The sequence below is a fragment of the Phycicoccus flavus genome (assembly GCF_004025965.2).
Taxonomy (GTDB): Bacteria; Actinomycetota; Actinomycetes; order Actinomycetales; family Dermatophilaceae; genus Phycicoccus; species Phycicoccus flavus.
In genome coordinates this window covers 1-11,404 of sequence record NZ_SAYU02000096.1, presented here as the reverse complement: position 1 = coordinate 11,404, position 11,404 = coordinate 1, and the positions used below count along the sequence as shown (strand labels likewise).

Annotated in this window: 12 protein-coding genes; 3 read left to right on the top strand and 9 right to left on the bottom strand. The window is 67.0% G+C overall.

Features of this window, described 5'->3' with window-relative positions:
• Positions 1-166 precede the first annotated feature (166 nt).
• Complete coding sequence (locus tag EPD83_RS18815) at positions 167-1,345, bottom strand: PD-(D/E)XK nuclease family protein (RefSeq protein WP_128368268.1); 1,179 nt, start codon at positions 1,343-1,345, stop codon at positions 167-169.
• A 164-nt stretch (positions 1,346-1,509) separates the two neighbouring features.
• On the opposite strand from EPD83_RS18815, the gene EPD83_RS18810 reads away from it, so the two are divergent.
• The gene (locus EPD83_RS18810; RefSeq protein ID WP_128368267.1) at positions 1,510-1,977 is read left to right on the top strand and encodes a hypothetical protein; all 468 of its coding nucleotides are present in this window, start codon (positions 1,510-1,512) and stop codon (positions 1,975-1,977) included.
• Between the two features lie 66 nt (positions 1,978-2,043).
• Here EPD83_RS18810 and EPD83_RS18805 read toward each other — a convergent pair whose 3' ends face one another.
• The 3 genes from EPD83_RS18805 to EPD83_RS18795 form a co-directional block, all read right to left on the bottom strand.
• Positions 2,044-2,289, bottom strand: a complete 246-nt coding sequence (locus EPD83_RS18805) for a hypothetical protein (RefSeq protein ID WP_205859615.1) — start codon at positions 2,287-2,289, stop codon at positions 2,044-2,046.
• Between the two features lie 366 nt (positions 2,290-2,655).
• Positions 2,656-3,528 carry a tyrosine-type recombinase/integrase gene (locus tag EPD83_RS18800; RefSeq protein WP_165566996.1) on the bottom strand — a complete coding sequence of 291 codons (873 nt, stop codon included), beginning with the start codon at positions 3,526-3,528 and terminating at the stop codon, positions 2,656-2,658.
• A gap of 181 nt (positions 3,529-3,709) precedes the next feature.
• Complete coding sequence (locus EPD83_RS18795) at positions 3,710-4,456, bottom strand: class I SAM-dependent methyltransferase (protein ID WP_128366179.1); 747 nt, start codon at positions 4,454-4,456, stop codon at positions 3,710-3,712.
• A 178-nt stretch (positions 4,457-4,634) separates the two neighbouring features.
• Here EPD83_RS18795 and EPD83_RS18790 point away from each other — a divergent pair, with 178 nt between their 5' ends.
• Positions 4,635-5,216: a hypothetical protein gene (locus tag EPD83_RS18790; RefSeq protein WP_128366178.1), complete on the top strand. Its 582-nt coding sequence runs from the start codon at positions 4,635-4,637 to the stop codon at positions 5,214-5,216.
• A 107-nt stretch (positions 5,217-5,323) separates the two neighbouring features.
• On the opposite strand, the gene EPD83_RS18785 is transcribed toward EPD83_RS18790, so the two are convergent.
• The 4 genes from EPD83_RS18785 to EPD83_RS18770 form a co-directional block, all read right to left on the bottom strand.
• Positions 5,324-6,082: a hypothetical protein gene (locus tag EPD83_RS18785; protein WP_128366177.1), complete on the bottom strand. Its 759-nt coding sequence runs from the start codon at positions 6,080-6,082 to the stop codon at positions 5,324-5,326.
• Entirely contained in the window at positions 6,075-6,239 is a 165-nt protein-coding gene (locus EPD83_RS18780; protein WP_164896236.1) for a hypothetical protein, read from the bottom strand. Before EPD83_RS18780 ends, EPD83_RS18785 begins: the two co-directional genes overlap by 8 nt.
• 994 nt (positions 6,240-7,233) lie before the next feature.
• The gene (locus tag EPD83_RS18775; RefSeq protein WP_205859614.1) at positions 7,234-8,136 is read right to left on the bottom strand and encodes a TIR domain-containing protein; all 903 of its coding nucleotides are present in this window, start codon (positions 8,134-8,136) and stop codon (positions 7,234-7,236) included.
• Between the two features lie 40 nt (positions 8,137-8,176).
• Positions 8,177-8,806 carry a hypothetical protein gene (locus EPD83_RS18770; protein ID WP_128366175.1) on the bottom strand — a complete coding sequence of 210 codons (630 nt, stop codon included), beginning with the start codon at positions 8,804-8,806 and terminating at the stop codon, positions 8,177-8,179.
• A 128-nt stretch (positions 8,807-8,934) separates the two neighbouring features.
• Here EPD83_RS18770 and EPD83_RS18765 point away from each other — a divergent pair, with 128 nt between their 5' ends.
• Entirely contained in the window at positions 8,935-9,234 is a 300-nt protein-coding gene (locus tag EPD83_RS18765) for a hypothetical protein (protein ID WP_128366174.1), read from the top strand.
• Between the two features lie 239 nt (positions 9,235-9,473).
• On the opposite strand, the gene EPD83_RS18760 is transcribed toward EPD83_RS18765, so the two are convergent.
• The coding region (locus EPD83_RS18760) for a 3-hydroxyacyl-CoA dehydrogenase NAD-binding domain-containing protein (RefSeq protein WP_165566995.1) at positions 9,474-11,404 on the bottom strand (1,931 nt) is incomplete at its 5' end.

Below are 11,404 nucleotides of genomic sequence, written 5' to 3'. Positions count from 1 at the left end.
CCGCGAGGCCGGCCTGTCGTGGAGTGCGATCGGAAGATTCGTCGGTACCTCGGGCGAAGCCGCCCGGCAGCGGTACTCCTCCAAGGTCGCCTGACCTCGACGCCTGACCGTCGCCCAACAGGCGGCGAAGTGACGCACCTTGCGCTCGAGCAAGGACGGGCGGGGATCAGTCCGCCGTCACGGCCTGAAGGACAGCGTCGCGCAGGCGGACGTCGTCGCTGCTCAAACCAGCCAGCACTTCGTTGAGTCCAACGTCAGTCTGCGCGATGTGGTTAATGGAGTCCTGGCGCGTGGCCTTCCGGGTGATGAACACCTTGGTGTAGTCCGGGTTATGCAGCGGTTCGGGGGCGCGCGCGTTCTCGGCAGCGGCTGTGGGTCCGAACTCTAGGAAGATGACTGACTCTGAGTCCGCGCGCTCGAGAGTCACGCACCACTCCCACGTCCCGACAAACCGCGCGTAGACCGTCACCACCTGCCCACGCGTCAAGGCGCCGTTGAGCTGATCCATCAAGGTCCGCTGGGCGTAGCGTCGCAGTGCTCCCTTGATGTCGGACAGGGTTGAGCGCCCCTCCTCGAACTGCCGCAACGCGTGCTGTCCCACCAAGTTGGCGAACTCCTGCGCGGCCACCGCTTGGGGTCGGTACCCGTAACGGTCCGCCTCTCCGGTTTCGCACATCGTCCTGATGAAGGCGATTCGATCATCGATGTTCATGGCTGCCGGCCCCTCTAGAAAGTGTCGGAACATCTGCTCGAGGAAGAACAGCTGCTGCGGGCATCTACGTCGCCAGGATCTGTCGTCTGTCACTAGTGCTCGCAGATCCTCGAGCAGCTCGGCGTACGTCACGACGACGGCTTGATCCCAACCATCGACTTGGCGATGGCTCTCACGTCGAGCGCAGAGCAACACCACGACGCTCCGCTTGCCTTTTTGGCAGCCGTACGCCACATAGCCCGGGTACGAGTGGCCGTGACCGTCCGACGCCTCGTAGTTCTCAACGACGATGATCACTTGGGGGCTGCTGAGCACGATGTCGGCGATGTCCTTGCCGAAGGCATCCGGACCGGAGGTGTCGACCTCCTGAAGCACCCGGTATCCGGAGGGAGGGATAGGAGCCTCAGTGGGCAAAGATCTATTCACGTGATCCAAAAACAGTCGCTGGAACGCGTCGTCGAGTTCGTGCGTCCCGTCACCGCGTAGGAGCCAAGCGAAGACGTTGGAAATCTGCTTCTCATGCGTGCCGTGGCGCATGACTCGGAACAGATTGAACTGCTCGGCCAGACTCCGCGACAGGGACGGCACCAAGGAGGTCACCATCGCCTCCATCGGCTCAGAAGTACCGGCCATATCCAGAGAGTAGGGGAGGACACCTCCGTAGGATGTTGCGCATCTACCCGTGTGACCCGCCCTGCGCGAGTCGGCTATGACACCGGCTGGCGGCGGATAGACGCAGATCCGAGCCGGCAATCCGATAGTTCGGAGCGTGACCCGGGCTGTTGCACTATGTGGGCGTGAGCGACAACTGGATCCGAGTCATCCCAACCTCGCCGTCGTGGCAGCCGGAGCCGGAAGCCGCCAAGTCCGCCGTCGACTACTTGTCCGGCCTGTTCGCTGGTCCTGACAATGCCGTGGATGACGTCCGGGCCGAACTCCACAAGGACACCGCGCTCATCGACTCCGGCGTCAACACGGCCTCCTTCACGTGTGCCGCTTGCTCCGCCGTCACCGGCGTCGAATGGGTTCTCGACCTCGTCAACGAGCGGTGCGAGGACCTCAGCGACCTCGACGTGCACCTGCCATGTTGCGGCGCGCACGCGCGCCTGAACGATCTCGACTACGACTGGCCGATGGGCTTCGCGCGGTTCGAGATCGGTGTGCTCAACGCCCGCCGGGCCAGATACGAGCTCGACGAGGCGGAGCTCCACGAGGTCGGACGGCTAGTGGGTCATCCGGTGCGGCAGGTGCTGGCGCACTACTGACGGAGAGTCTGGCGAAGGGGCCGCATCCGACCGCAGCACAGTCGTCTTGCGGCGAAGAGGGCCACTTCAGGCGGAGCGCTCGCGGTCGAGTCGCTCGAGGATCCAGGAGCGGACGAGCGTTGAGGCGGGCAGGTGCTTCGCGGCGGCGACGCGCTGCACCTCGGCTTCCTCCTCGGCGCTGAGCCGCACCGAATACACCTTCTGGCGGTTCGGTCGCCGCCCGGTCGTGCCAGCGGGGTAGGCGTCGTTCTTGGTCTGTTCCGACTCCTCGCGCAGCTTCTCGGCCAGCGCTGAGCCAATCGTCTTGGCCATCATCGTCTCCTTGCTGGTACAGCCGCAGGTCGGCACCGGTGGCCGGCCAGGCATTGATTCCGTACAGGTCGCCGTCGAGGTCGCGGTAGGCGATCACGACGATCACGCGGTCCGCGGATGGGGAGTGACCGATGAACCGGGAGGCCCCCATCCGCGATTTCGGGTCTGGTTCGAGCGCGAGGAGCTCGTCATCTGCCATGACCTCCTGTGTCCAGTCGGGGTCGATCCCGTCGGCGCGGGGGTAGCGGTCGCCACGGGAGCGGATGTAGTCGATGGCCTCGGGGTCCCACCGGATCTCCTCGCCCACGGGTTCAGTGTATGTCTCTGTCCGACGATGTACTCCACGCGTTAGGCGAGCTGGGCGCGTCATACGCCGGCGACGTAGGCGGTGAGGAAGTGCACGCCGTGCCGGTCGAGGTTGCCGCGGGCCCGGTCGTAGTGCTCTGTGGTGCGGGGGTCGGCGTGCCGGGCGAGGATCTGCGCGTCCCGCAGCGGTACCCCGGCGTCGAGGGCGTTGGTGATCGCCGCGTGCCGCAGCGAGTGCGGACTGATGTGCCGCGGGATCCCGGCGGTCGTGGCGATGCGGGTGACCATCCGGTACACGTCGCGTCGGTCGATCGGGTTCCCGCTCTGGGGACGGAGGATCAGCGGGCCCTCTGCACGGTCACCACGGCAGGCCTCCAGCGCCCGCAGTACAGGGACGGTCACCGGCATCGTGGCCGGCTTTTTGCCCTTGCCGACCAGGCGCAGCACGCGGTGCCCACGCAGCGTTTCGGCGTAATCCTCGATCCGCACCGCCGCGGCCTCCGACGCCCGCAGCGCGTTGATTCCGAGCAGGAGCGCCAACGCGCCGTGGTGGACGGTGAGGGTCTGGGAGACCTGCAGGAAGCGGATCAGCTCCAGCCGGTCCAACCCCTGGGTGCGCGACTCATCCCGGTGCACCTTCGGCAACCGGGCGTACACCGCAGGGTCGGCCGGGACCAGGCCGTCAATGTGCGCGAACCGGAAGAACCCGCGCACACCGTGCATCATCGTCACCACCGAGGAGTCCATCAGCCCGCGCTCGGCGAGCCCGCGGATATGCAGCTCGATATGCGCGCGCTGCACCCCGACCAGCGGGTCCAGCCCGTGCCCCTCGCACCACGCGAACCACTCCCGCAGCTGGAATGAATACAACCGGTGCGTCCGGCCCGAGTACCGAGCCAGAAACGACACCGCGGCCAGTTGCGCGGTCGACATCGTTGACGGCTGAAACGGGAGCAGCGCTGTCGGAGCAGACATAAGTCACCTCACGCGGCGACCAGTCGTGGACCGCGCCCGCCCGCCGCGACAGCGGCCGGGCATCCGGACTGTGCGAACGCTAGACCCGACACGCGGATCCGAATAGCCCCGTCACGCGGCGGTATGCAGCGGGCCTGAGCTACGCCAGATCCTGTCGCATCTGTACGGCTTCGAGGACGAAGAAGATGAATCCGATGAAGCGCGAGGGGTCGGTCTCGTTGGCTGGTAGCAGTTCAGGGGGTGTGTCGGGCGCTACTGGGGGCTCGCTTATCGTCGAGATCCTGAAGCCGGAAGCGGTGAAGGACTCCGACATCGCGCTGAGTGAGCGGTACCAGATCGTCAGGGTGGCGCGGACGCCGTCGAAGTCGTAGTCCTCTTGGTTTGGCACGGTCGCGAAGTAGTCCACGTCCGGGTACATCACCGGCGGGATGATCGGGTGGTTGACCACCACCACCAGGCGACCACCGGGCTTGAGCACGCGGCGTAGCTCGGACAGTGGCCGCGACCAGTCCTGGAGGTAGTGCAGCACCAGCACGGCCAACGCGTCGTCGAACGCCGCGTCGTCGTACGGCAGCGTCTGCGTCAGGTCGGCCACCCTGAGATCGGCTTCGCTTCCGAGCCGTTCCCGGGCCAGGTCGATCATCGCTCGGCTCGAGTCGAACCCCGCCACGCTCGCCCCCCGATCGGTCAGGTCGGAGAGCAGCGGTCCGGACCCGCAGCCGGCGTCGACGATGGCCCTGCCTGCCACCTCGCCGAGCAAGGCCAACACGGCCGGTCGGGCGTACCACCGGTTGAACAGGCCGTTCTCGTTCGCCCGCGCGTACGCGGCGGCGAAGGTGTCGTAGTGGTCCGGCTGCTGCTCGACGGTCCGTGGTTCGGGGGCCATGCCATGGCACTGTGCCAGTTGGATCGAGCGCGAGCCTGGCGACACCTCAGACGAATGCACCCGTCACCACATCTCCCGCGATTCCGAGGGCCGTCAGGCGGCGAAAAGGGGCTAGTACGAAAGCGTCGACGATTGGTCCTGACCTTTGGACCCCTTCCGTCCTTTCTAAGATGACGAGATGGCCTACGACGCACTGGGCGAGAGCGTCCAGCTGATTGAGTCGCGAGAGCTTGAGCCCGTCGTGCGACTGAGCCGTCGGCGCCGGTTCGCTGCGATGTCCGTTGACGTCGCCGATGACGTCGCGGTCACCACCTTCGCCCGCCGCGGTGTCGGGTGCGTCTGGTCGGAGGCCCACGTCCTGGTCAAGCGAGAAGGTCTGTGGCACATGGTCGGCGGGGGCGGGGCATCTGGGGACGATGCCGTGCTTGCGCCCCGCCCAGTGCACCTACCGCAAGGTCTGGCTGTCCTGAGAGCCACGGCGCAAGGTGTCGATCCTCGAATGTTCGCGATCGGCGGCGGAGGTGGGGTCAGCGCTGCTGGGTCGGGTCGGTGGCCATGGCGCAGTCGCTGGATCAGCTACGTCGACGTCCGGGTCAACGCCGAGGTGGTGTCCATGGACGTGGACGGCAGGCGCGTCGCCGTACCGTGGCACGGCCGGGTCGCTGTGCTCACTGCCAGGCGCGGCTCGTCGCGGGTGACCCTGTACGACGACACCGGGCGACGACTCGCCGAGGTCCTCGCGCAAGATCCGCAGAGATGACCCGCCATCCGCCTCCCCTCGCCTTCTCGCCACGGCGGACTTGACCCGGTCGCTACGCGGCGGAAAGACGCAGGCGTAATGGAAGTGCGCTTGGGGCCCAGCACGCTTCAGCCGTCGGCCAGGTCCTCGAGGTCGATCGCCTCAATCAGTGCGCGTAGTTCGGGCTCACCATCTAGCTTGATGGGCTGAAGTGCACCGGTCGCGCCCTTCTGCACTGCCACCTTCTCCGTCAACGCGTCGTTGAAGATCCGGGTGGAGTCAGCGTCCCTCCACCGGATCCCTTCGAAGGCTTCGCGCCTGCACTGGCCCGCCATCAGCACTTCCGGCTTGAGCACGCCGTAGGCGTCACGCTCGGGAGCTCGAATGGCCACGATCCGCGCAGCGGTCAGACGAGGCACCACTGCAAACGCCTCGCGCAGCGTGACCAGGATGTGGCCTGTCACCAGCAGTTTGTAGAAGTCAGCGGTCTCGGTCATAGTGAGCTTCTTTAGGCTCAGGTTGCCCGCTTGAGTGGTGGTCGGCTTCCTGTCAGGGACAGCCGATTCCGGCGGCACAAGCACCACGAGCGAAGCCTCGGTTCCTTCGACCCCGACGGCGGTTGCTGCCGCTTCGTTGTCCGCGAATGCAGCGATCAATGTTCCCAACACCGTGTCTGGCTCACATCGCTCCAGGGCGGCCCACCATGCATTGAGCTCTGCTTGCAATTCAGCCTGCTGAACAAGACCCTTCCTTCGGGCTTCGGCGATCTCCGCATCCGCTGCGGCGTCTGCGGCTGTGAGCGCAGCTTTGCGAGCCATCCTGGCGAAGAAGCTCGTCTGCTTCTTGGCGTTCTTGCAGTGCGCTAACCGAATCGCTGCCTCATCCACCGAAGCAGGTGACGGCGCCACTGGGGGAAGTCGCCATGGGAAACTCTTCGTGATGAATCTCGGTGATCGCGATCAACGCGTCCGCGAGCTGTCGAGCGACGGCGCCCTTGTCGGCGGCAGCCTGCTGCCGCGCAGCGGCTGCCAACTGCCTGTTCACCGAACCGCTCGTCGCACGCGCCCGGCCTTGACCTGAGCCACCCACGCTCGTGTAGTAGCCGACCGGGCCAGCGCCGGTTGAGAAGCCGGTCCTGCCGGCACCCACATGAACGCGAGCCACCCGAGGACCGACGCTCGTCCGAATGCCGCGGCTTGATGCGCGCACACGAACCCCCGGCGCCAGCTTCACTGAAAAACCCACTGCTACCTCCCCGTATTGCCGACGCCCCACCACGGCACGCCTGCGCATGCTCTGACGCGTCCTGAAACGAAAGGCTCGGACCGCCCATCGCTGGCCTTCGCGACGACACTATTCGATGTGTGAGCCAGAGCGCCGTGACATCGTCGCATCGACGAGGTACCGGTATCCCCCCACTGATTTCGCGACGGAAGGATGCACCACAGCGGCATGTCCGCTTGTTGAACCCAGAGCCGAGGGACGCTCCGTACCGACACATGGTTAGTGATTTGAGCAAGGGGACACAACCAAATGGCTGAGCGCCGAGGACGGCTACCCCAACGTGAATGCCGCGCCGCACACGAGACAATGAAGGGGCCCACCACCGCCCTCCGGCACCTTGATTGGCTCCCACGCGTGGCACGGGGACGTAACGATCACCATGTCGTTGGGTTCGGTAAGCGGAGAGGGAGGGTCAGGCGCGTCTAACGCTCCGCTCCTGTTGACTTTGATATTTGGACTCTTGAGCCCTCGAAAGATCTTGTCGACCTCCGCGTCCATTGCCTCGCGGACGGTCGGCGCCGCAACCTCCTCCGCGTAGTCCAACTGTTCCCTCGTCCACCAGGAGTCGCGACCAGCGGGCTGGCCGCACAGTGGGCAGTAGTACGACTCCTGCGCTGGCTGCAGCTCGGCTTCCGCGTTCGCGGGGCCTGAGTGCCACTTGAATTGCTGCTCACAATGAGGGCACTCGCGTCGGATGAAGCCGTCGGCGTCCAGGGGCAGCTCAACGGGGATTGAGAACTCCATGTCGCTCATCTCAGTCTCCACTCACAAATTCGGTCTGTTCCAGAGGGGTTCCATCGGCAGTTTTGCCGCTGATGACGATGTTGAAGTAGGACTTGCGACTGCTTCCCAGCGACATCGGCATGCGGTAGAGCGCGGTGACAGATTTACCCGCCGGGAGCTTCGGTATGGGGAGGTCAGAAGCTTCCCGGAAGAGACCAGACTCCTCACCTTCAGCTGGATGCACGTCCAGTTCGTAAACGTCGCCTGGGCCGTGATTCGTGATTGTCACATGACTAGTCTTGCTACCGCCCCGAGGGGTGAGCCTCGCTGTCAGCTGTGGCAGACCCGATGCTGTCGTCGACGGCAGCTTCCTTCCCAGAGGAAGTCCGCCACCCGGTGCGACTGGGGGCGTCAGGTCCCCCGCCGTGTGCCAATCCGTGCCGTCGGTGTTCACAGCGCACCCGGCCACCCGGAGACGAGTCGCCAGCTCCTGACGTCGCTGGGTCGAGTTATCGAGGCGGACAACATGCCGTCCGTGGATATCGCTGAAACTCTTCACGGCCCCTAGTTCGACGATGATGGTGCGCTCCTCATCGCGCCCCATCGCCATCCCAGCCTCGAAGAGGACATTAGGGCGCGGCTGCATCTGCGGATCGCATTCCGGATCCCCCGGAAAAGTGAGCGATTCATGCAAGTGAGCGATGTCATCGGGCGTCTGCAGGACCACCACCGCTTGGGCCGCGCCGAACGCCGCGTCTAAGACCTCCCCGATGTACGGCGAGCCCTTCCCCGTCATCGTGATCGCTTGGGACCACTCGATGGGATCTAGGCCAATGGAGCGCAGGAAGTCGAAGATCGCCACGCGCGCCAGCTCGTTGCGCCCGTGAATCACGAAGACCTTGCGCGGGTCTACTACAGCCTCCGCATTGTCCATCATGTGCTGCTCCCTCCTAGGGTGCTCGAGAACGTACCTGTCACCGACGACATGACCGCCCGGCGGCAAGCCCGCATGTCCACATGGGGTCAGGCGTTCCGACGGTGGACGTGCAGCGTGATGTCGACATAGTCGGCCGGCCGGCGACCACAGCCTTGGCAGCGGAATCCCTCTCGGCGAGGACGTCGGTCCGCAACTTCTGCGTTGGCGCGTGGTTGAGCGCGCTCTGCGGCACATGGGACAGCAGCCGAGGGCCGGTGCCTAACGGCGAGGGAACGCATTCTTGTGGTTCCAGGAGGTCCGACAGGAACTTCTTGGCGATGTCCTCAGCGATAAGCGCATTACCCCCTACGCACAGGTAGACGGCCAAGGTCTCCGTATCGGTGACGACAACACTTGGTTGCCCCAACTCGGCCCAGAGATGTCGCATGCTGTGCGGGCGCACCAACGACGCGGCACGCAGCTCCCTCATCCGTTTCGAACCCCGCCCAACCCACTGCGACTGGTAACTGAACACCGGGTTCCCCAATGGGTCCGCAGTGAGCGTAAAGGCGAAGTACGCCAACGCGTCATCAACGACCCACATCCGCGCGACGACGGCATCCAGCCCGTCCCGCGGCGAGCCGTCATCGCCGATCTCTGATCCCGCCTCAGCACCATTGAGTGTCACGGCAGGTTCCTGTCAGACAACGCAGGGCCCTCCAAGGGCTCGTCATTGGGCACGTGTTCAGGATGCCCCTTCACGCCGACACCCGCAGTGGGCGGCATGAGCGGTCACCTCGGCTCTACGGTGAGCCCATGGCAGACGCGATCATCCGGGCACAGGTGCTCCGTTGGGTCTCGGATGCCCAGCCAGGGTGGATCGAGGTTGGCCTCGTGGACGCGGATGGGCAGAAGCATCGGATCGTCGAGAAGGCTCCGGTTTTGACGAGCCGAACCATCACGGCGGAATCGGAGTTCCCGGCAGAGTTCTGGCTGAGGGCAGACACTGGCCAGGTGACTGATAAGCGTGTTGAAGTCACCTTCGCCCATGCGGTCGAGACGATCGAGGGCCTCCCTGGCGTGCATATGCGCGTAGCTGATGTCAGGTGGCTCTGACCTAACGCACATCGGCGTGTCAGGGAGAGATCGCCCGTCGACGTAGCCCTAAGTGGGCGGTGTGACGCACCCTCCGGGCTGGCGCCCCTCGGCACGTCAGGCAGAGCCCGCGCGTTCACGGACCGACCTATGGACGACGGAGCGCCGATCCGAGGGCCGCGCGCCGTGTCCGGAGCTGGTTCGATCGGGTGGGGGCGGCTCGGTCCGGCGAGACAGCGGCCGGCGCGCCGAACCGGCCGTCAGCGGTACCGGCCCCCGGAGGCGGCAAGCTCGACGAGTGAGGCCGGCGGCTCGAAGTGCGGGCCGTACGTGGCGGCGAGCTCGCGGGCACGCTGCACGAAGCCGGCCGGGCCGCCCTCGTACTGGTTGACGTACTGCAGCACGCCCCCGGTCCACGGCGGGAAGCCGATGCCCTGGAGCGAGCCGACGTTGGCGTCCGCCACCGAGGTGAGGACGCCGTCGTCGAGGCAGCGCACCGCGTCGAGGGCCTCGGCGAAGAGCATCCGCTCCTGGAGGTCGCGCATCGGGATCGTCGTCGTCCCGGACGAGTACCGCTCGCGCAATCCCGGCCACAGCCGCACCCGCGTGCCCGACGCGTCGTAGTCGTAGAAGCCGGCGCCACCGGACCGTCCCGTCCGGCCGTCCTCGTCCACCAGGGCGTCGAGAACGGCCTCGGCGCCGTGCGGCGTCCAGGTCCCACCGGAGGCCTCGACCGCCGCCCGGGCCTCCTGCCGGATCCTGCGCGGCAGGGTGAGGGTGAGCTCGTCCATGAGCTGCAGCGGACCGGTGGGGTAGCCGGCCTGCAGCGCCGCCTGCTCGACGAACGCCGGCTCGACGCCCTCGCCGACCGCCGCGACCCCCTCGTCGAGGAACCGCCCGATGACCCGCGAGGTGAAGAACCCGCGTCCGTCGCGCACGACGATCGGGGTCTTGCCGATCTGGCGGACGACGTCGAAGGCCCGGGCGACTGTCCCGTCGTCGGTCCGCCCGCCCCGGACGACCTCGACGAGCGGCATCCGGTCCGCCGGGGAGAAGAAGTGCAGCCCGACGACCCGCTCGGGCGCCTCGAGGCCCTCGGCCAGCAGCGTGATCGGCAGGGTCGAGGTATTGCTGGCCAGCACCGCGTCGGGACCGGCGACGGCGCAGACCTCCCGGAGCACCTGCTGCTTGACCTCGACCGACTCCACGACGGCCTCGACGACGAGGTCGGCTCCAGCCAGGTCCGCCACGTCGGCAGTCGGAGTGATCCGCGCCAGCAGCGCGGCCGACTTCTCCTCCGTCGTCCGCCCGCGCTCCCGGGCCTTCGCCTCCAGTCGCTCGGCGTGGCCCTTGCCGCGCACCGCGGTCTCGGTGGTGACGTCGGTAAGCACGACGTCGACCCCCGTCCGGGCGAACGCGTACGCGATGGCCGCACCCATCATCCCGGCCCCGACGACGCCGACCGTCGCGGCGCGGAAGTCCGGCACGCCGCCGGGGCGTGACGCGCCGGCGTTGACGGCCTGGAGGTCGTAGAAGGTGCCGATCATGTTCTTCGACACCTGGTCCGCCATGAGCGAGACGAGGTACCGCGTCTCGACGCGGGTCGCGGTGTCGAGATCGACGAGGCTGCCCTCGACCGCCGCCGCCAGCGCGGCCCGCGGCGCCGGCATCGGGGCGCCCTTGGTCTGCTTGCGCAGGGTCGCGGCGTAGGCCGGCAGCACAGCCGCGACCTCGGGGCTGTCTGCCCCGCCGCCGGGGATCCGGAAGCCCGGGACGTCCCACGGCTGTACGGCGTCGGGGTGCTCGCGGATCCAAGCCTTGGCCGCCGCCAGCAGCTCCGCGGGGGTGGCCACGACCTCGTCGACGACGCCCTTCTCCCGCGCCTGCGCCGGCCGGTACCGGGTCCCGGGGAGGACCCACTCGGTGAGCGCCGGCTGCAGCCCGAGCATCCGCACCAGCCGGCTGACCCCGCCGCCACCCGGCAGCAGGCCGAGCGTGATCTCCGGGACCCCGAGCCGGACGTCCGGCCGGTCCAGCACCACCCGGTGGTGGGTGGCGAGCGCGACCTCCAGCCCGCCGCCGAGGGCACTGCCGTTCACCGCGGCGACGACCGGCCGGCCGAGCAGCTCGAGCCGGCGCATCAGCGCCTTGAGGTGGTCGATGTGCCGCGCCGCCTCGGGCGCGGTGTCGG

Bases quoted from the DNA above. Each gene is read 5' to 3' on its own strand.
- EPD83_RS18815 (WP_128368268.1), bottom strand. From the start codon at position 1,345: ATGGCCGGTACTTCTGAGCCGATGGAGGCGATGGTGACCTCCTTGGTG.
- EPD83_RS18805 (WP_205859615.1), bottom strand. From the start codon at position 2,289: ATGGCCAAGACGATTGGCTCAGCGCTGGCCGAGAAGCTGCGCGAGGAG.
- EPD83_RS18800 (WP_165566996.1), bottom strand. From the start codon at position 3,528: ATGTCGACCGCGCAACTGGCCGCGGTGTCGTTTCTGGCTCGGTACTCG.
- EPD83_RS18795 (WP_128366179.1), bottom strand. From the start codon at position 4,456: ATGGCCCCCGAACCACGGACCGTCGAGCAGCAGCCGGACCACTACGAC.
- EPD83_RS18790 (WP_128366178.1), top strand. From the start codon at position 4,635: ATGGCCTACGACGCACTGGGCGAGAGCGTCCAGCTGATTGAGTCGCGA.
- EPD83_RS18775 (WP_205859614.1), bottom strand. From the start codon at position 8,136: ATGGACAATGCGGAGGCTGTAGTAGACCCGCGCAAGGTCTTCGTGATT.
- EPD83_RS18765 (WP_128366174.1), top strand. From the start codon at position 8,935: ATGGCAGACGCGATCATCCGGGCACAGGTGCTCCGTTGGGTCTCGGAT.